Source organism: Streptomyces corchorusii, from assembly GCF_001514055.1.
In the GTDB taxonomy this organism is placed as follows: Bacteria; Actinomycetota; Actinomycetes; order Streptomycetales; family Streptomycetaceae; genus Streptomyces; species Streptomyces olivaceoviridis.
The window spans coordinates 631,336-649,828 of the sequence record NZ_KQ948352.1 but is presented as its reverse complement, the minus strand read 5'-3'; the positions used below and the strand labels follow the sequence as shown (position 1 = coordinate 649,828).

The window sequence follows — 18,493 nt, the reverse complement described above, 5'->3', positions numbered from 1 at the left end:
AGCACTACCGCATGCGTATCGGAATCCTCGGCCTCGGCCGCATCGGCGCCTTCCACGCCGAGACCCTCTCCCACCTGGACGCCGTCGAGTCGCTCGTCGTCGCCGACCCGTTCGCGGAGGCGGCCAAGGCCGCCGCCGAGCGGTTCGGGGCACAGGTCGCGGACTCGCCGGAGGCCCTCCTCGCGGCCGGCGTGGACGGCCTGGTCGTGGCGGCGGCCACCGACGCCCACCCCGCCCTGATCCTGGCCGGCGTCGAGGCGGGCGTCCCCGTCTTCTGCGAGAAGCCGGTCGCCCGCACCATGGCGGAGGGCGTGGAGGTGCTGAAGGCCGTGCGGGGCAGCGGCGTGCCCATCCAGATCGGCTACAACCGGCGCTTCGACGCGGGCTTCGCCGCCGCGCGGGCCGCCGTGCGGGCCGGTGAGCTGGGCATGCTGCACACGGTCCGCTCCACGACCCTGGACCCGGCGCCGCCGCCCGCCGCCTACGTCGCCGCGTCCGGCGGCATCTTCCGTGACTGCTCGGTGCACGACTTCGACATCATCCGCTGGGTGACGGGCCGCGAGGTCACCGAGGTGTACGCGGTCGGCGGCAACCGGGGCGCCGACTACATCAAGGCGGCGGGCGACGCCGACACCACCGGCGCCGTCCTGACCCTGGACGACGGCACGATCGCGGTGGTGTCCAACTCCCGGCACAACAAGCGCGGTTACGACGTGCGCATGGAACTGCACGGCTTCGCCGACTCCATCGCCGTCGGCCTGGACGACAAGCTGCCGCTGCGTTCGGTCGAGCCCGGTGTCACCTTCCCCGCCGGCACCCCGCACGACTTCTTCATGGACCGCTTCACCGACGCCTACCGCGCCGAACTGACCGCGTTCACCGAGGTCGTGGCCGGCACCCGGACCTCGCCGTGCACCGTCGAGGACGCCCTGGAGGCCGGCTGGATCGCCGAGGCCTGCACGCTGTCCCTGCACGAGCACCGGCCGGTGACCCTCGCGGAGGTGCGGACGGCCTGACCGCACGGGAACGGCGCCGGGCAGGTGCCCGGCGCCGTCGGCGTGCCGCTCAGCCGCAGTACCGGATCAGCCACTCGTCCGGGTTGTAGGTGTCCCGCGCCGGGTCCGGGACCGTCGCCGGCTTCGTCTCCACCGTGTCCTGCGGGCGTATCCGCTCCGGCAGCGCGCCGAAGCGGTCGCGGCGCCGGGCCTCGGCGTCGGCCGCCTCCTGGGATGGCGGTGTGGTGCGAGCGTCCGTACGGTGTGTCATCTCGTCCTCCCGTCCGGGCGTTCCCCGTCGTCTGTCGGAACGCCCGCGTGACCCCGTTGGTTCCCTGCGGGCCGGTGACCGAATCCCCCGGAACAGCGCAGGAACCGGGCCGCGGTCGTCGGCACCGCGGCCCGGCTGACGGTGGGACCGCCCGGCCCCTCAGGCCCCGCAGGACCGCAGGAAGCGCCGGGTGCGTACGGCGATCGGCAGCGGCTTGTCCGGCTCGCACGGGTACATGTCCTGCTCCACGATCGCGAACAGCTCCACGCCCAGCTTCTGCGCCGCCTCCAGCACCGGCCCCAGCTCCGGGACCCCGGAGGGCGGTTCGCACATCACCCCGCGCTGCACGGCCGGCCCGAACGGCACCCCGCCCGCGACCACCTCGGCGAGGATGTCCGGGTCGACCTGCTTGAGGTGCAGGTACCCGATGCGCTCGCCGTAGGTCTCGATCAGCTTGACGCTGTCCCCGCCGCAGTAGGCGTAGTGCCCGGTGTCCAGGCAGAGGTTGACCAGCTCGCTGTCGGTCGAGTCCAGGAAGCGCTCGACGTGTTCCTCGGTGTCGATGTGGGTGTCGGCGTGCGGGTGCACGACGATGTCCAGGCCGTAGGTCTCCTTGACCTCGTGGCCGAGCCGTTCCATGCCCTTCGTCAGGTGGGCCCACTGCCCGGCGGTCAGCTCGGGCGGCTCCAGGATCTCGGCGGTCTTGTCGTCCCGCCAGAAGGAGGGGATGACGACCAGGTGCCGGGCGCCCATCGCCTGGGTGAGCGCGGCGACCTGGCTGACGTGCGCCCAGGTCTCCTCCCAGACGGCGGGGCCGCGGTGCATGCCGGTGAAGACCGTGCCCGCCGAGACCTTCAGGTTCCGCTTGGCCACCTCGTCGGTGAGCCGTGCCGGGTCGGTGGGGAGGTAGCCGTAGGGGCCGAGTTCGATCCAGTCGTAGCCGGCCTCGGCGACCTCGTCGAGGAAGCGTTCCCAGGGCACCTGCCGGGGGTCGTCGGGGAACCAGACGCCCCAGGAGTCGGGGGCCGAGCCGACCCGGATGCGGTCGAGCGAAGTGGGGTGCGCCATGATCAGGGGGTTCCTTCCGGGGAGGTCGCCACGGGTGCGCTGAGGTCGCCCTCCTCGGGCAGCTCCTCCACGTCGACGCCGCGCACCTGGGCCAGCTCGTGCTTGAGCGCGGCGAGTTCGGCGCCGCCGGCCATGTGGTTGGTCAGTTCTTCGAGGCCGATCTCACTGCGTTCGGCGCTCAGCTCCAGGGTGCCGAGGCGCAGGACGCTGAAGTGGTCGCCGACCATGTAGGCGTGGTGGGGGTTGTGGGTGATGAAGATGACGCCGAGGCCGCGGTCGCGGGCGGCGGCGATGTACTTCAGCACCACCCCGGACTGCTTGACGCCGAGGGCGGCGGTGGGCTCGTCCAGGATGAGGACGCGGGCGCCGAAGTAGACGGCGCGGGCGATCGCGACGCACTGGCGCTGGCCGCCGGAGAGGGTGCCGATGGGCTGTTCCAGGTCGTCCAGGACGATGCCCATGTGGCGCAGTTCCCGGTCGGCGGTCTCCTTCATCCGGGCGATGTCGAGCCGGCGCACCGGCCAGGGGCCCTTGGTCAGCTCGGAGCCGAGGAAGAAGTTCCGCCACACCGGCATCAGCGGGACGGTGGCGAGGTCCTGGTAGACGGTGGCGATGCCCCGGTCCAGGGCCTCGCGCGGGGTGGTGAAGCGCACCGGCTGCGCGTCGACGAGGAATTCGCCCTCGGTGTGCTGGTGCAGCCCCGAGATGATCTTGATGAGGGTGGACTTGCCGGCGCCGTTGTCGCCGAGGACGCAGGTCACCCGGCCGGCGTGGACCCTCAGGTCGACGCCGTGCAGGGCACGGATGTTGCCGTAGGACTTGCCGGCGCCGCGGAGTTCGACCAGCGGCCCGTCGGGGGCCGGCGCGCCGTCCTGGAGGACGGCGCCATGGGTGCCCGTGGTGTTGTCGGTCATCGCTTACCTCCGGGTCGCCGTGCGCTGGACCCACAGATTGATCAGGACGGCGCCGAGGAGCATCACGCCGAGGAAGGCCTTGAACCAGTCGGGGTTCCAGCCGGCGTAGACGATTCCCTGCTGCACCATGCCGAACATGAAGGCGCCGAAGACCGGGCCGATCGCGGAGCCGTAGCCGCCGGTGAGCAGGCAGCCGCCGATGACCGCCGCGGCGATGTAGATCAGCTCCTGGCCGACGCCCTCGCCGGACTGCACGGTGTTGAACGAGAACAGGTTGTGCATGCCGACGAACCAGGCACCGAAGCCGACCAGCATGAACAGGGTGATCTTGGTGAACTTCACCGGGACGCCGACCGCGCGGGCGCTGTCCTTGCTGCCGCCGACGGCGAAGATCCAGTTGCCGTACTTGGTGCGCAGCAGCACCCAGGTGGCGAGGGCCGCGAACACCAGCCACCACAGCACGGTGATCTTCACCTGGACCCCGCCCACGTCGAAGGAGGAGGCGAAGATCTTCCGAGCCTGGTCGAAGCCGTCCATGTCGCTGATGTCGTCGGTGGCGACGTTGCCGGTGACCAGCTTGGTGACCGCGAGGTTGGCACCCTGGAGGATCAGGAAGGTGCCGAGGGTGACCAGGAAGCTGGGCAGCCCGGTCTTCATCACCATCCAGCCGTTGAAGGCGCCGATCGCGAGGGAGACGATCAGGGCGACGATCACGCCGGTCCACACGTTCACGGTGAGCTGGTAGCTGAGCATGCTCGCGGTGAGCGCCGAGGAGATCACGGCGACGCCGGAGGAGAGGTCGAACTCCCCGCCGATCATCAGCAGGGCCACCGGGAGGGCCATGATGCCGATGGTCGAGGACTGGTACAGGATGTTCGCCATCGAGCTGCCGTCGCGCACCGGCGGCGCCGTGATCAGGAAGAAGACCAGGACGGCGACGGCGCCGAGGAAGACACCCACCTCGGGCCGGGCCAGCAGCCTGAGGGCCGGCGAGCGCCGGGCGGTACGGCCGTCGGTCGGTTTCGGGCCGGATGCCGGCGGCCTGCCGACCGCCGGTTCAGCCTGCTGGGCCATGCTCATCACCGGGTGCCCTTCGCGGCGAACCCGGCGACCTTGTCGACGTTGGACTTGTCCACGAAGGCCGGGCCGGTGAGCACGGCCTGCTCACCGCCGCCGCTGTAGTTGCCGTTGTTCTTGTAGAGCCACAGCGAGTCGACCGCCAGGTAGCCCTGGAGGTAGGGCTGCTGGTCGACGGCGAACTCGATGGTGCCCTTCTGCACCGCCTTGACCAGGTCCTTGTTGAGGTCGAAGGTGGCCACCTTCGCCTTGCTGCCCGCGTCGCCCACCGACTGCACCGCGGTCAGCGCGAAGGGGGCGCCGAGGGTGACGACGGTGTCGACGGACTTGTCCTGCTTCAGCTTGGCCGTGATGGTCGACTTCACCGACGGCATGTCGGTGCCGTTCACGTACAGGGTCTCGGTGGTGCCCTTGAACGTCTTCTTCACGCCGTCGCAGCGCTGGGTGAGGCCCACGTTGCCCTGTTCCTGGATCACGCAGACGATCTTCCTCGCGCCGGTGGTGTTGAGCTTGTTGCCGAACGCCTCGCCCGCCACGCTCTCGTCCTGCCCGAAGAACTCCAGCAGGCCGAGCTTCTTCCAGTCGCTCAGTCCGGAGTTGAGGCCGACCACCGGGATGCCGGCCTGCTCGGCCTTGGCGATCGCGCCCTTCATCGCGTCGGGCTTGGCCAGGGTGACCGCGATGCCGTCGACCTTCTGGTCGATCGCGTTCTGCACGTAGTTGGCCTGGGTGCCGGCGTTGGGGTCGGCGGAGTAGATCAGCTTGATGTTGTCCTTGGCCGCCGCGGCCTCCGCGCCCTTGCGGACGGTGTCCCAGAAGGTGTCGCCGGGCGCCTGGTGGGTGACCAGGGCGACGGTCATGCGGGGGGTGTCGGCCTTGCCCGCGGAGGGGTTCGCCGCTTCCTCCTCGGCCTTCTTGCCGCCGGAACTGCTGGAGCAGCCGGCGAGGGTGAGGGCTGCCGCGGCGGCCACCGCCACCAGGGGGGCCAGTCTGCGGGAGCGGGGACGAGAAGAGCGGTCCATCTTTCCAGCACCTCACTGTGCGTGCGACGGGGCAAGGACGCTGTTGCGTTGGGACGGGATACAAGCCTCTGTCGAGCCCGCTGTCAATACTTTGTTAAGACATCATTTCACAAGCAGGTCCGAATGTAAGTACAAACTATTGACACCTTCGGCGCCGGGACCTACACCTGAAGGGCATGAGCCCAGTACACCGCACCCCGCAGCGAACGGCACCGGGTGATCGCGCGCTGGATCCCGTGGCCTTCGCCCTGGACCGGTCGAGTCCGGTTCCGCTGTACTACCAACTCGCCCGGCAACTGGAGGCGGCCATCGAGCGCGGCGTGCTGGTGCCGGGGAACCTGCTCGGCAACGAGGTCGACCTGTCGGCACGGCTCGGGCTGTCCCGGCCCACCGTCCGCCAGGCGATCCAGTCCCTGGTCGACAAGGGGCTGCTGGTGCGCCGCCGAGGGGTCGGTACGCAGGTGGTGCACAGCCAGGTCAGACGCCCGCTGGAACTCAGCAGCCTCTACGACGACCTGGAGTCGGCCGGACAGGGCCCGACCACCCGGGTGCTACGCAACGAGCGGATCGCGGCGCCCGCCGACGTGGCCGCCGCCCTCGGCCTTTCCGAGGGCGCCGAGGTCGTCGTGCTGGAGCGGCTGCGCCGCACCCACGGCCGGCCGGTGGCGTTCCTGCGCAACCACCTGCCCGCCTCGCTGCTCGAACTCGGCACCGACCGGCTGGAGTCCACGGGCCTGTACCGGATGCTGCGCTCCGCCGGGATCGTCCTGCACAGCGCCCGCCAGTCCATCGGCGCCCGCGCCGCGAGCGCCGAGGAGGGCGCCCTGCTGGAGGAGCCGGAGGGCGCGGCCCTGCTCACCATGCGGCGCACCGCCTACGACGACGCGGGCCGGCCGGTGGAGCACGGCAGCCATGTCTACCGGGCGTCCCGGTACGCCTTCGACTTCCAACTGCTGGTCAGAAGCTGAAACGGAACGCTCTGTTTCACACAGCCCGCTCGGCCGCCCGGGCCGTGGGGGCCGCCGCGTTCCGCCGTCGCCAACGGCGCAGGTGACGATGACGATTACGTTTCGGGCAAGAGACACCTCCGCGCGACCGGAGCTATTGACGCATGAGCGGACATGGGGCTGTTATTACGCCCACGATGTTCGGTCGAGTTGATTTCTGAGCGGTTTCGAACCTTTCGGTGATCAACTCATCCCCTTGGCCGAACCCTGGATGCCTCAGGAGCCGCCATGCGCCTCTCCCCCTCCGGTCTCTCCGTTCCGGGGCCCAGCCGACGTTCCCTGCTGCGCGGGGCGGGCGGTACCGCCCTGCTCGCGGGTGCCGGCATACCCCTGCTGTCCGCCTGCGGAGGCAGCGGTTCCGGATCCGACCCCAAGGCCGTCTCCCTGGGCTCGAACGCCTCCGACGCGGTGCCCAAGAAGGCCTACGAGAGCGTCTACGCGGCCTTCAAGAAGCAGTCCGGCCTCAGCGTCGATGTGAACACCAAGGACCACAACACCTTCCAGGAGCAGATCAACTCCTACCTCCAGGGCACGCCGGACGACGTGTTCAACTGGTTCGCCGGGTACCGCATGCAGTTCTTCGCGGCCAAGGGCCTCGCCAGCCCGATCGACGACGTGTGGGCGAAGATCGGGGACAACTTCCCCGAGGCGATGAAGAAGCTCAGCAAGGGCGCGGACGGCAAGTACTACTTCGTGCCGCTGACCACCTACCCGTGGGCGGTCTTCTACCGCAAGAGCGTCTTCCAGCAGCACGGTTACAAGGTCCCCGCCACCTGGGACGACCTGGTCGCCCTGTGCAAGCAGATGAAGAAGGACGGCCTGGTCCCGATCGCCTTCGGCGACAAGGACGCCTGGCCGGCGATGGGCACCTTCGACCAGATCAACTTCCGCCTGAACGGCTACGACTTCCACGTCGAGCTGATGGCCGGCAAGGCGTCCTGGACCGACGCCAAGGTGAAGGACGTCTTCGACCACTGGGCCGAGATCCTCCCCTACCACCAAGACGGCTTCATGGGCCGCACCTGGCAGGACGCCGCGCAGACGCTGGTGGCGAAGAAGGCCGGCATGTACCTCCTCGGCTCCTTCGTGGCCCAGCAGTTCACCAACAAGGCCGACCTGGACGACCTCGACTTCTTCGCCTTCCCGGAGATCAACTCCGCGTACGGCCAGGACACCGTCGAGGCCCCGACCGACGGCTTCATGGTGAGCAAGTCCCCGAAGAACCACGCGGGTGTCGTCAAGCTGCTGGAGTACCTGGGCACCCCGGCGGCCGAGGAGCTGTACCTGAAGACCGACCCGAGCGTGGTCGCCGCCTCCAGCAAGGCCGACACCTCCTCCTACTCGGCGCTCCAGAAGAAGGCGTTCGAGATGATCGGCAGCGCCAAGAGCCTCACCCAGTTCATGGACCGCGACAGCCGCCCCGACTTCACCGCCACGGTGATGCAGCCGGGTCTGCAGAAGTTCCTCCAGAACCCCAAGGGCGTGGACGGTCTGCTGTCGTCCATCGAGCGCCAGAAGAAGACCATCTTCGCGTCCTCGTGAGCGGCCCGATGAGCACTGACACGACGACGAAGACCCCGGAGCCGGCGGCCGTGCCGGCTCCGGGGGCCGCGCCCGAGAAGAAGCGGGCCTCGCAGGGCCACCAGCGCCTGCTGACCCGCCGTGACCGGATCACGCTCGCCCTCATGGCGGGCGTTCCGACCGTCCTGCACGTGATCCTCGTCTGGTTCACCGCCCTCGCCTCGATCCTCCTCGCCTTCACCACCTGGGACGGCATCGGCTTCGACTCGATCAAGTGGGTCGGCCTGGACAACTTCACACAACTCTTCACCGACAACCCGCAGTTCTGGCCGGCCGTCCAGCACAACGTCATCTGGTTCGTCGTGCTGATCCTGATCCCGACGCCGTTCGGCCTGTTCCTCGCGGTCCAGCTCGACAAGCGGATCCGGTTCAGCCGGGTCTACCAGACCGCGTACTTCCTGCCCGTCGTCATCTCGATGGCGTGCATCGGCTTCGTCTGGCAGCTGGTCTACAACCCGGACACCGGCCTGATCAACAGCATCATCGGCGCCAACAAGCCCGGTCACTACATCGACTGGATCGGCGACCCCGACCTCAACCTGTGGGCGGTCCTGATCGCCGCGTCCTGGCGGCACGCCGGCTACATGATGATCCTGTACCTGGCCGGCCTGAAGAGCGTCGACCCCTCGCTCAGGGAGGCGTCCGCGCTGGACGGCGCCAACGAGTGGCAGACGTTCAAGAACGTCATCTTCCCGACCCTGCGCCCGACCAACACGGTCGTCCTCGTCGTCACCATCATCGAGGCACTGCGCGCCTTCGACCTGGTCTTCGTCTTCAACAAGGGCGCCCAGGGCACCGAGTTGCTGTCGATCCTGGTCACCAACAACATCATCGGCGAGTCCAGCCGCATCGGATACGGCTCCGCCATCGCCGTCGTCCTGCTGGTGATCTCCCTCGCCGTCATCATCCCGTACCTGATCGCCACCTTCCGGAAGGAGCGGCGCGCATGAGCACCGTGAGCGCCCTGGGAAAGCGGCGTACCCCCGTCCGGCCGGCCCGCATCCTGCTGCATGTCTTCCTCGCGGGCACCGCCCTCGCCTGGCTGGCGCCGCTGCTCTGGGCGGTCTTCTCGGCCCTGCGCCCGTACAGCGAGACCAGCGCCAAGGGTTACGTCTCCTGGCCGGACACGCTGAACTTCGACAACTTCACCAACGCCTTCCAGCAGTCGGACATGCTGCACTACTTCGGCAACACGCTGATCATCGCGGTGCCGGCCGTCCTGCTGACGCTGTTCCTGTCGTCGATGGTCGCCTTCTACGTCAGCCGCTTCGACTTCCGGGTCAACCTGGCGCTGCTGCTGGTCTTCACGGCGGGCAACCTGCTGCCGCAGCAGGTCATCATCACCCCGCTGTACCGGCTGTACCTGCTCACCGACCTGCCGGGCATCACCGCGAGCGGGAAGCTGTACGACTCCGCGCTGGGCCTGGTCCTGATCCACGTGGCGTTCCAGTCCGGCTTCTGCGCCTTCGTGCTGAGCAACTACATGCGCTCGCTGCCGCACGAGCTGACCGAGGCCGCGCTGGTCGACGGCGCCTCGGTGTGGCGGCTGTACTGGCAGATCACGCTGCCGCTGTGCAAGCCGGCGATGGCGGCCCTGGCGACCCTGCTGTCCATCTGGATCTACAACGACTTCTTCTGGGCCCTCGTACTGATCTCCACCGGCGAGAACATGCCGATCACCTCGGCGCTGAACAACCTCTCCGGGCAGTACTTCACCGACCCCAACCTGGTCGCCGCCGGCGCGCTGCTGACCGCGATCCCCACCCTGGTCGTGTACTTCGTGCTCCAGCGCCAGTTCGTCAGCGGCCTCACCCTGGGCTCCAACAAGGGCTGAGGCACCCGCACGTGAAAGAGAACCCCGTGAAGCGCACCCTGTCCGTCCCCGGCCTCGCCTACGGCGGCGACTACAACCCCGAGCAGTGGCCCGAGGAGGTGTGGGCCGAGGACATGCGCCTGATGCGCGAGGCCGGGGTGAACCTGGTCAGCGTCGGCATCTTCTCGTGGGCGCTGCTGGAGCCGTCCGAGGGCGTGTACGACTTCTCGCGCCTGGACAAGGTCCTGGACCTGCTGCACGAGAACGGCATCGCCGCCGACCTCGCCACGCCCACGGCGGCGCCGCCGGCCTGGTTCTTCCGGGCCCACCCGGAGGCCCTGCCGGCCGACCGGGACGGCCGTACCCTCTCCTACGGCAGCCGCCAGACGTTCTGCCCGTCCAGCCCCGCCTACCGGCGGGCCGCGCTGCGCATCGCGGGCGCGCTCGCCGACCGGTACGCGGACCACCCGGCCCTCCGCATGTGGCACGTGCACAACGAGTACGGCTGCCACAACGCGGCCTGCTACTGCGACACCAGCGCGGCGGCCTTCCGGCGCTGGCTGCGCGACCGCTACGGCGACGACCTGGCGGCCCTCAACCACGCCTGGGGCACCGCGTTCTGGTCCCAGTGGTACTACGACTGGGAGGAGGTCCTGCCGCCGCGCGCCACCGGCGCCGTGTCCAACCCGACGCACCAGCTGGACTGGCGGCGGTTCTGCTCCGACGAGCTGCTGTCGCTGTACACGGCGGAACGGGACCTGCTGCGGGCGGCGGCCCCCGCGATCCCGGCCACCACCAACTTCATGGTCAACTTCAGCTTCGACGCCCTGGACTACTGGCGCTGGGCGCCCGAGCTGGACATCGTCTCCAACGACCACTACCTCCGGTCCACGGACCCCGAGCCGCAGATCGACATCGCGCTCAGCGGCGATCTGACGCGCTCGCTCGCGGACGGCCCGTGGCTGCTGATGGAGCACTCGACCGGCGCGGTGAACTGGCAGCCCGTCAACCGGGCGAAGAACCCCGGCCAGTTGCGCCGGGACGCGCTCGCCCACGTGGCGCGCGGCGCGGACGGCATCGCCTACTTCCAGTGGCGCCAGTCCAAGGCCGGTGCCGAGCAGTGGCACTCGGCGATGGTGCCGCACGCCGGGACGGACAGCCGGATCTGGCGGGACGTGGTCCGGCTCGGCGCCGACCTGAAGGCGCTGGCCGAGGTGCGCGGCAGCACCGGCACCGCCGAGGCCGCGATCGTCTGGGACTGGGACGCCCGCTGGGCCTTGGAGCTCCCCTCCCAGCCGAGCGGCGAGCTGCGCTACCTGGACCTGGTGCGGGCCTGGTACGAGCCGCTGTGGCGGTCGGGCGTGGCCGTGGACTTCGTCCGGCCGGGCGCGGACCTGACCCGCTACCGGCTGGTGCTGGCCCCGAGCCTGTACCTGGTCGACGAGGCGGGCGCGGCCAACCTCACGTCGTACGCCGCGGGCGGCGGGACCCTGGCGGTCGGCTTCCACAGCGGGGCGGTGGACGAGAACTGCCATGCCCGGCTGGGCGGTTACCCCGGAGCGTTCCGGGAGGTGCTGGGCGTGCGCTCCGACGAGCCGTTCCCGCTGCTGCCCGGCGAGCCGGTCGCGCTGACCGGTGCCGTACCGGACGGGGCGACGGGCTCCCTGTGGTCGGAGCGGCTGCGGCTCGCGGGTGCCGAGGCGGTCGCCTCGTACGCCGACGGACCCCTGGCGGGGGTCCCGGCGGTGACCCGGCTCGCGCACGGCACCGGGTCCGCCTGGTACCTGGCCACCCTGCCCGACCCGGCCACGCTGGCCGCGCTGCTGGACCGCGTCCGCGAGGAGGCGGGTGTGGCGCCGGTGCGGACCGCCCCGCCCGGGGTGGAGGTGGTCCGCCGGCGCGGTCCGCGGGCGGACTACCTGTTCGTCATCGACCACACCGGCCGGGGTGCCGAAGTCCCGGTGCGCGACGGCTCGTTCGAGCTGCTGACCGGCAAGGAGACGACCGGCGCGGTCACCGTCGCCCCCGGCGACGTGGCCGTCGTCCGCGAACCACGCGATCAGTAGGCGGCGCGGCTCAGTGAGCCGCGTCCAGCCGGGCGCGCTGTTCCCCGGTGAGTTCCAGGTCGACGGCGGCGAGGCTCTCGTCGAGCTGGGCCACCGAGGAGGCGCCGACGAGCGGGATCACGGGCAGCTCACCGCCCAGCTGCCAGGCGAGCACGACCTGGTTGACGGTCGCCCCGGTCTCCCGGGCCACCTCGCGCAGCACCGCGAGCCGGGCCGGGGTGCCGGGGTGGTCGTAGTCCGGCGGCAGCGGCTTGTCGGCGCGGGTGTAGGCGCCGGTGAGCAGCGGTGAGTAGGCGACCAGGGTCAGCCCCGGCTCCGCCCGCAGGTAGTTCAGCAGCTGGGCGTCCGCGCCGCCGAGGCCGCCGTCCGGGAACAGCTCGCTCGGCACGTCCGTGCGCGGGCGGAGGTAGCTGTGCTGGTACTGGAGCACCTCGTACCCCGGCAGTCCCGCCGCCGCCGCGAGGGCGCGGGCCCGTTCCACCCGCCACACGGCGTGGTTGCTGACGCCGAGCAGACCGACGGTGCCCTCGGCGACGAGCGCGGCGAAGCCCTCGACGGTCTCCGCGAGCGGGACGGCGGGGTCCTCTATGTGCGCGTAGAGCAGGTCCAGCCGGTCCACGCCGAGCAGTTCCCGGCTGCGTTCGGCCGACTCCCGGATGACCTTGGCGGACAGGCCCTCGGCGTTGTCGGTGTAGCTGGTGCCGGGGGCGAGGGGCCGGGCGCCGAGCTTGGTGGCGATGACGATCTCGTCGCCGGCGCCCCGGCTGCGCCGCCACCGCCCGAGCAGTTCCTCGCTCTGACCGCCCTGGCCGCCGTCCTCCCAGAAGGCGTAGTTGTCGGAGGTGTCGATGAAGGTCCCGCCCGCCTCGACATAGCGGTCGAGGACGGCGAAGGAGGTCTTCTCGTCGGTGCGCGACCCGAACAGCATCGCGCCGAGCGCGAGCACGCTCACCTCCCGGCGGGTGGCCGGATCGGTGCCGATGGTGCGGTACTTCATGCTGGTCCTCCCCGTGCGTGGCTGGTAGCACGGAAGTGTTCAGCTTGAAGTGCACACGAAGTCAAGGAACTCGGCGCCGGCTTCCCGGAGGTCTCCCGTGCTGCGAGCGATGCTGACGGCGGGCGCGGTCCTCGCCGCCCTCCTCACCCCCGCCACCGCCCGCGCCGAGGAGACCGGGCCGGACATCCCGCGGCTCACCGACCACAGCGGACGGGTGCTCACCCTGCACGGCTGGAACATCGAGGACAAGGCGCACCGGGGCGAGGACGCCTTGACCGCCGTGACCGAGCGCCATCTGCGCGACCTGCGGGCCCGGGGCTTCGACTTCGCCCGGCTGCTGGTCTTCTGGGACGACCTGGAGCCCGCGCCCGGGCGGTACAGCCGGCGTTACCTGCACAAGATCGAGCGCGTCCTGGACTGGGCCCACCGCCATGACGTGAAGGTCGTCATCGACGCCCACCAGGACGTGTTCGGACCCGCCTTCGGCCATCGCGGCATACCCGAGTGGGCGACCCGGACCGACGGGCTGCCGTTCACCGCGCACCCCGACGACTGGTTCGCCGAGTACTTCGAACCCGCCGTGCAGCGCGCGTTCACCCATCTCTACGAGGACGAGGACCTCCGGCGCGCCCAGGCCGGGATGTGGCGCACCCTCGCCGCCCGCTTCGCCCGCCATCCGGCCGTGCTCGGCTACGACCTGATCAACGAGCCGATGGGCGAGCCGAAGCCCGGGGAGGACCTGCCGACGGCCGCGCGCCGCATCGAACGCGAGCAGCTCACGCCGATGTACGACCGCCTCACCGACGCCGTCCGTTCGGCCGACCGGGACGCCTGGCTGTTCGTGGAGCCGACCCCGGTCGTGGGCGAGGGCGTACCGACCGGACTCGGCCGCGTCCACGATCCCCGGGTGGTGTACGCGCCGCACTTCTACGACGCGGCCATGGAGGCGGGCGCCGACTACGACCCCGGGGCCGGCTGGATCGAGGCGTACGAGCGGGCCGTCACCGCGTACCCGAAGCGGTACCGGGTCCCGGTGGTGGTCGGCGAGTGGGGTCCGCCGGACAGCTCGCTGCCGCACATGGACCGCTTCTACCGGGACGCGATGGCCTCCCTGGGCCGCTACACGTCCGGCTGGGCGGGCTATGTGTGGTGCTACGGCGGCGGGTACTGCGCGCTGGACGGCACCGGTGCCTTCCGCGCCCACAAGGAGCTGACCGCCGAACCGTACGCGCAGGCCGTGGCGGGCACGGTCCGCTCCGCCGCGTACGACGCCGGGACGGGCGTGTACCGGCTGGTCTACCGCGCGGCGCCGCACGGCTCCCGGGTGACGGAGCTGTCCCTGCCGCCGGGCGCCTGGCGGATCACGGCCGACGGCGGCGCGAGCGTCGTACGCCGGACGGCCGGCCGGGCCCGGGTGACGGCCGCCCCGGGCGCTCTGGTGACCCTCACCGTGGAGCGGGGCTGACCGCGCCGTGGCCCGGTCCCCGGGCGTGCGGGGAGCGGGCCACGGCGCGGTGACGGGTCACACGGCAGGGTGCGCGGGCTCCTGCTCGAAGCGCGCGTGGAACCGGCGGGTGTGGTCCACGTGGCGTGCGGGGCCGGTCAGGGTGACCGTCGCGGTCAGCCGGGCGTCGCTGCTGGACGCCGCCAGCCGCAGCTCCAGTTCGCCCGGTTCGACCACCCGGCGCCCGTCGCGGCCGGTGAAGGAGGCCAGGTCGGCCGGCACGGTGACCCGCAGCCTGCGGGCCTCGCCCGGGGCGAGCGGGACCCGCGCGTAGCCGACGAGGCGCTGCACCGGCTGGACGACGGAGGCGACCGGGTCGTGCAGGTAGAGCTGGACGACTTCGGTGCCCTCCCGCTCCCCCGTGTTGCGCACGGTCAGGGCGAGGGAGAACGCGCCGCTCGTGTCCGCCTCCGGCCGGTCGACCGTCAGCCCGCCCCACTCGAAGGACGTGTACGACAGGCCGTGTCCGAACGCGAAGGCCGCCGTGGGGTCGATGTTGGACACGTCGCTGGCCTGGGCGAGCCGGGCGCCGAGGTAGCCGGCGGGCTGGCTGCCGGTACCGCGCGGCACGCTGACGGGCAGCCGTCCGGAGGGGTTGGTCCGGCCGCTGAGCACGCCGGCGATGGCCGTGGTGCCCTCCACCCCGGGGAAGAAGGACTGCACGATGGCGGCTGCCTCGTCCACGGCGCGGCCGAGGGCGTAGGGCCGGCCGGCCAGCAGGACCGTCACCACGGGTGTGCCGGTGTCGAGCAGCGCGTCGAGCAGGTGCTGTTGGGCGCCGGGCAGGGCCAGGGACTCGACGTCGCAGCCCTCGCCGCTGGTGCCCCGGCCGAAGAGGCCCGCGCGGTCGCCGAGCGCCGCGACGACGACGTCGGCCCGGCGCGCGGTGTCGACGGCCTCGGCGATGCCGAGGAGGTCACCGTCGTCCACGCCGGTGCCGCGTACGACGGTGAACTCCGCGTCGGGGAACTCGCGCCGGAGGGCGTCCTCCAGGGTCGGCAGGTCGATGCCGGGCGGGGTCTCGGGGTGGTGCACGCCGACGTGCTGGGGGAAGGAGTAGCAGCCCAGTACGGCCGTGGGCTCGGCCGTGTTGGGGCCGATCAGGGCGATGCGGCGCGGCCGGCCGAGGGGCAGGGTGCCGTCGTTGCGCAGCAGGACGACCGCTTCCTCGGCGACCGTGCGGGCCAGCTCCCGGTTCTCGGCGGAGTCCAGGTCGACGGTGCCGCGCAGGGCGTCGGGGTCGTCCAGGTCCGCTCCCCCGAGGGCGGCCGGGACCGGGTTCCAGTTGGCGTCGAGCAGGCCGAGCCGGGCCTTCTGGAGGAGCACCCGGCGCAGCGCGCGGTCGATCAGCGCCTCCGGTACCCGGCCGTCGGCGACGGCCTCGGCGAGGGGCGCGCCGAACGTCTTCACGGTGGGCAGTTCCACGTCGACGCCCGCGCGCAGGGCCGTGCCCGCCGCGTCCGCCCAGTCGCCGGCGACGCCGTGCAGGATGCGGAGGAAGGCGATGCCGAAGTAGTCGGCGACGACCGTGCCCTCGAAGCCCCAGGTGTCCCGGAGCAGCCCGGTGAGCAGGTCCTCGTCGGCCGCCGAGGGCATGCCGTCGGTGTCGGTGTAGGCGTGCATGACGGAGTCGGCCGCGCCCTCGCGCACCGCCATCTCGAAGGGGGGCAGCAGGACGTCCGCCCGCTCGCGCGGACCCATGCCGACGGGGGCGAGGTTGCGCCCGGCGCGGGAGGCGGAGTAGCCGGCGAAGTGCTTCAGGGTGGCGACGACACCGGCGGACTGGAGGCCCTGGACGTAGGCGGTGCCGATGCTGCCGACGAGGTAGGGGTCCTCCCCGATGGTCTCCTCGACACGGCCCCAGCGGGCGTCCCGCACCACGTCCAGGACGGGCGCGAGGCCCTGGTGGACGCCGACGGACCGCATGTCGCGGCCGATGGCGGCGGCCATCCGGCGGATGAGGGCGGGGTCGAAGGTGGCGCCCCAGGACAGCGGGACGGGGTAGGCGGTGGCGCCCCAGGTGGCGAATCCGGCCAGGCACTCCTCGTGGGCCAGGGCGGGGATGCCGAAGCGGTTCGCGGCGGCGATCCGGGTCTGGGTGCGCAGCAGGGACAGCGCGCCGAGCGCGGGGTCGACGGGCGCCGTGCCGAAGGGGCGGGTCAGCTGGCCGAGCCCGGCCGGCAGGAGCGCGTCGAGGTCGACGGCCTCCTCCATGTCGTGCTGGTGCGGGGCGACTTCGCCGCCCTCGTCGGACGCGCCGACCCACACGCCGTACAGCTGGGCGATCTTCTCCTCGACGGTCATCGCGTCGATCAGCGCGGACACACGGGTGCCGATGTCCTGGGTCGGGTCGTTCCAGAGGGGGATCTCGGGGGTGGTCTCTACGGCCACGTTGGCGGTCACTTTCCTCCCATGCCCATCAGGCCCTGGACGAGGGCGCGGCGGGCGAACAGGTAGACGAGCAGGACGGGCACCATGGACAGCGTCACGGCTCCCAGCAGGCCGGGGATGTCGATCCCGTGTTCGGTCTGGAAGTTGTACAGACCCAGGGTGATGACCTTGGTCGAGTCGGACTGGGTCAGGACGAGCGGGAACAGGAAGCCGTTCCAGGCCTGGAGCGCGGAGAACACCACGATCGTGGACAGGCCGCCGCGCGAGAGCGGCACGACGAGCTGGAAGAACATCCGCCGCGGGGTCGCTCCGTCCACCGTCATGGCCTCGAACAGCTCCGGGGAGATGTCGCGCATGGAGCCGCTGAGGATCAGCGCGGACATCGGCAGGCAGAACGCGGCCGTGGGCAGGATGACCCCGAGGAGGTTGTCGTACAGGCCCGCCTCGCTGATCAGGTAGAACATCGGCACGATCACGGCCTGGGCGGGGATGGCGAGGCCCAGCAGGAACAGCCGGAAGATCTGCGAGGTGACACGGCTGCGGCTGCGTACGATCGCGTAGGCCAGGGGCGGTACGAGCAGCAGCACCACGGCGACGACGCAGACGGTGACGATGATGGTGTTGAGGAAGTACCGCCCGAAGCCCGAGTCGAACGCCCCGGTGTAGTTGTCGAGGGTGAAGTCGCCGGGGAAGGACAGCGGGCCCTTCTCCGCGTAGTCCTGCCGGGTGCGCAGGGTCGCCGCGAGCATCACGTACAGCGGCAGACCCACCAGGACGAGCCAGACGATCGAGCCCGTTCCGGCCAGGTAGTTGGGGCGGCGCCTCATGACACCCCTTCCATGTCGCTGCGCATCTTGTCGTAGCCGGAGACGCGGACGACGATCAGCGAGATCACCGTGGCGGCGACGACCAGGCACAGGGCGATGGCCGAGCCGGCGCCGAAGTCGAAGCCCTTGAATGCCTTTTGGTACATGTAGTAGGCGCTGATCGTGGTGTCGGTGCCCGGTCCGCCCTGGGTCAGGATGAGCACGGTCTCGAACGTGGTGAGCCCGCCGACGATCATCAGGATCATCGAGGTGACGATCGAGTTGCGCAGCTGCGGCAGGGTGATGTGGAAGAACTGGCGGTAGCGTCCCGCGCCGTCGATCTCCGCCGCCTGGTACAGCACCGGCGGGATCGCCCGGGCGGCGCCCTGGTAGATCAGCGTGTGGAACGGCGTGAACTGCCAGGTGCTGACGAAGGCCAGCACCCCGATGGCCGAGGCCTGCTCACCGAACAGGTTGCCGTCCCCGAAGAGCCAGGTCATGCGCGCGGGGATGCCGAAGTTGGGGTCGAGCAGCGCCCGCCAGAGCACCGACACCGCGGTGGAGGACAGCAGCAGCGGGATGAAGTAGATCGCCGAGAGGACGGCGCGGTTGCGCTGGTGTCCGGCGGCCCAGACGCCGAGCACGATGCTCAGCGGGGTCTGGATGGCCACGCCCAGGGCGGTGAGCAGCAGGGTGAGCCAGATGCTCTTGATCATGACGGGGTCGTCGAGGATGCGCTCCCAGTTGTCCGTCCCGACGAACTGCGGTGACCCCAGGCCGTTCCAGCTCATGAAGGACAGCACCGCGACCATGATCAGCGGTACGAGGGCGAAGAGGGCGAAGAACAGGGTGGCGGGCAGCGCCCAGCCGAAGCCGGGGCGCGTGCCGCGTGCGGTGTAGGAGTCCTCCGGCCGCCGCCGGGCCTTCCGGGAAGGCACGGCGGAGGGCGGAGCGCTCGTGAGCTGTGTGGTCATGAGCGGT

16 protein-coding genes are annotated in these 18,493 nt (G+C 70.9%); 7 read left to right on the top strand and 9 right to left on the bottom strand.

What is annotated here, in order from left to right; genetic code table 11:
- Positions 1–11 precede the first annotated feature (11 nt).
- Positions 12–1,016, top strand: coding sequence for a Gfo/Idh/MocA family protein (locus AQJ11_RS07040; RefSeq protein WP_059262227.1), 1,005 nt, complete (start codon positions 12–14; stop codon positions 1,014–1,016).
- A 49-nt stretch (positions 1,017–1,065) separates the two neighbouring features.
- Here AQJ11_RS07040 and AQJ11_RS07035 read toward each other — a convergent pair whose 3' ends face one another.
- The 5 genes from AQJ11_RS07035 to AQJ11_RS07015 form a co-directional block, all read right to left on the bottom strand.
- The gene (locus tag AQJ11_RS07035; RefSeq protein ID WP_014676274.1) at positions 1,066–1,266 is read right to left on the bottom strand and encodes a hypothetical protein; all 201 of its coding nucleotides are present in this window, start codon (positions 1,264–1,266) and stop codon (positions 1,066–1,068) included.
- Positions 1,267–1,425: 159 nt separating this feature from the next.
- The gene (locus AQJ11_RS07030) at positions 1,426–2,334 is read right to left on the bottom strand and encodes a sugar phosphate isomerase/epimerase family protein (protein ID WP_014676273.1); all 909 of its coding nucleotides are present in this window, start codon (positions 2,332–2,334) and stop codon (positions 1,426–1,428) included.
- 2 nt (positions 2,335–2,336) lie between these two features.
- Entirely contained in the window at positions 2,337–3,248 is a 912-nt protein-coding gene (locus AQJ11_RS07025) for an ATP-binding cassette domain-containing protein (RefSeq protein ID WP_058082866.1), read from the bottom strand.
- Positions 3,249–3,251: 3 nt separating this feature from the next.
- Positions 3,252–4,328, bottom strand: coding sequence for an ABC transporter permease (locus tag AQJ11_RS07020; RefSeq protein WP_058082865.1), 1,077 nt, complete (start codon positions 4,326–4,328; stop codon positions 3,252–3,254).
- Entirely contained in the window at positions 4,328–5,347 is a 1,020-nt protein-coding gene (locus AQJ11_RS07015; RefSeq protein ID WP_059262226.1) for a sugar ABC transporter substrate-binding protein, read from the bottom strand. Before AQJ11_RS07015 ends, AQJ11_RS07020 begins: the two co-directional genes overlap by 1 nt.
- Before the next feature lie 176 nt (positions 5,348–5,523).
- On the opposite strand from AQJ11_RS07015, the gene AQJ11_RS07010 reads away from it, so the two are divergent.
- The 5 genes from AQJ11_RS07010 to AQJ11_RS06990 all read left to right on the top strand — a co-directional run bounded on the left by AQJ11_RS07010 (position 5,524) and on the right by AQJ11_RS06990 (position 11,814).
- Entirely contained in the window at positions 5,524–6,315 is a 792-nt protein-coding gene (locus AQJ11_RS07010; protein WP_051009751.1) for a GntR family transcriptional regulator, read from the top strand.
- Between the two features lie 267 nt (positions 6,316–6,582).
- The gene (locus tag AQJ11_RS07005) at positions 6,583–7,896 is read left to right on the top strand and encodes an ABC transporter substrate-binding protein (protein WP_014676268.1); all 1,314 of its coding nucleotides are present in this window, start codon (positions 6,583–6,585) and stop codon (positions 7,894–7,896) included.
- An 8-nt stretch (positions 7,897–7,904) separates the two neighbouring features.
- Positions 7,905–8,885 (top strand): carbohydrate ABC transporter permease, encoded by a 981-nt coding sequence (locus AQJ11_RS07000; protein WP_059262225.1) that lies wholly within the window; start codon positions 7,905–7,907, stop codon positions 8,883–8,885.
- A complete protein-coding gene (locus AQJ11_RS06995) occupies positions 8,882–9,769 on the top strand; it encodes a carbohydrate ABC transporter permease (protein ID WP_014676266.1) in 888 nt (295 codons plus the stop codon). Before AQJ11_RS07000 ends, AQJ11_RS06995 begins: the two co-directional genes overlap by 4 nt.
- 26 nt (positions 9,770–9,795) lie before the next feature.
- Entirely contained in the window at positions 9,796–11,814 is a 2,019-nt protein-coding gene (locus tag AQJ11_RS06990; protein WP_059262224.1) for a beta-galactosidase, read from the top strand.
- Between the two features lie 10 nt (positions 11,815–11,824).
- Here AQJ11_RS06990 and AQJ11_RS06985 read toward each other — a convergent pair whose 3' ends face one another.
- Entirely contained in the window at positions 11,825–12,811 is a 987-nt protein-coding gene (locus tag AQJ11_RS06985; protein ID WP_059262223.1) for an aldo/keto reductase, read from the bottom strand.
- A 97-nt stretch (positions 12,812–12,908) separates the two neighbouring features.
- On the opposite strand from AQJ11_RS06985, the gene AQJ11_RS06980 reads away from it, so the two are divergent.
- Entirely contained in the window at positions 12,909–14,276 is a 1,368-nt protein-coding gene (locus AQJ11_RS06980; protein ID WP_059262222.1) for a cellulase family glycosylhydrolase, read from the top strand.
- Between the two features lie 57 nt (positions 14,277–14,333).
- Here AQJ11_RS06980 and AQJ11_RS06975 read toward each other — a convergent pair whose 3' ends face one another.
- Genes AQJ11_RS06975 through AQJ11_RS06965 form a run of 3 tightly spaced genes read right to left on the bottom strand, consistent with a single transcriptional unit; the run spans position 14,334 to position 18,486 of the window.
- Positions 14,334–16,718 (bottom strand): beta-xylosidase/alpha-l-arabinosidase, encoded by a 2,385-nt coding sequence (locus tag AQJ11_RS06975; RefSeq protein WP_107120796.1) that lies wholly within the window; start codon positions 16,716–16,718, stop codon positions 14,334–14,336.
- Positions 16,715–17,533 carry a carbohydrate ABC transporter permease gene (locus AQJ11_RS06970; protein ID WP_014676261.1) on the bottom strand — a complete coding sequence of 273 codons (819 nt, stop codon included), beginning with the start codon at positions 17,531–17,533 and terminating at the stop codon, positions 16,715–16,717. The genes AQJ11_RS06975 and AQJ11_RS06970 overlap by 4 nt, the downstream gene beginning before the upstream one ends.
- Entirely contained in the window at positions 17,530–18,486 is a 957-nt protein-coding gene (locus tag AQJ11_RS06965; RefSeq protein ID WP_014676260.1) for a carbohydrate ABC transporter permease, read from the bottom strand. The genes AQJ11_RS06970 and AQJ11_RS06965 overlap by 4 nt, the downstream gene beginning before the upstream one ends.
- Positions 18,487–18,493 lie beyond the last annotated feature (7 nt).

Bases quoted from the DNA above. Each gene is read 5' to 3' on its own strand.
- AQJ11_RS07040 (WP_059262227.1), top strand. From the start codon at position 12: ATGCGTATCGGAATCCTCGGCCTCGGCCGCATCGGCGCCTTCCACGCC.
- AQJ11_RS07035 (WP_014676274.1), bottom strand. From the start codon at position 1,266: ATGACACACCGTACGGACGCTCGCACCACACCGCCATCCCAGGAGGCG.
- AQJ11_RS07030 (WP_014676273.1), bottom strand. From the start codon at position 2,334: ATGGCGCACCCCACTTCGCTCGACCGCATCCGGGTCGGCTCGGCCCCC.
- AQJ11_RS07025 (WP_058082866.1), bottom strand. From the start codon at position 3,248: ATGACCGACAACACCACGGGCACCCATGGCGCCGTCCTCCAGGACGGC.
- AQJ11_RS07020 (WP_058082865.1), bottom strand. From the start codon at position 4,328: ATGAGCATGGCCCAGCAGGCTGAACCGGCGGTCGGCAGGCCGCCGGCA.
- AQJ11_RS07015 (WP_059262226.1), bottom strand. From the start codon at position 5,347: ATGGACCGCTCTTCTCGTCCCCGCTCCCGCAGACTGGCCCCCCTGGTG.
- AQJ11_RS07010 (WP_051009751.1), top strand. From the start codon at position 5,524: ATGAGCCCAGTACACCGCACCCCGCAGCGAACGGCACCGGGTGATCGC.
- AQJ11_RS07005 (WP_014676268.1), top strand. From the start codon at position 6,583: ATGCGCCTCTCCCCCTCCGGTCTCTCCGTTCCGGGGCCCAGCCGACGT.
- AQJ11_RS07000 (WP_059262225.1), top strand. From the start codon at position 7,905: ATGAGCACTGACACGACGACGAAGACCCCGGAGCCGGCGGCCGTGCCG.
- AQJ11_RS06995 (WP_014676266.1), top strand. From the start codon at position 8,882: ATGAGCACCGTGAGCGCCCTGGGAAAGCGGCGTACCCCCGTCCGGCCG.
- AQJ11_RS06985 (WP_059262223.1), bottom strand. From the start codon at position 12,811: ATGAAGTACCGCACCATCGGCACCGATCCGGCCACCCGCCGGGAGGTG.
- AQJ11_RS06970 (WP_014676261.1), bottom strand. From the start codon at position 17,533: ATGAGGCGCCGCCCCAACTACCTGGCCGGAACGGGCTCGATCGTCTGG.
- AQJ11_RS06965 (WP_014676260.1), bottom strand. From the start codon at position 18,486: ATGACCACACAGCTCACGAGCGCTCCGCCCTCCGCCGTGCCTTCCCGG.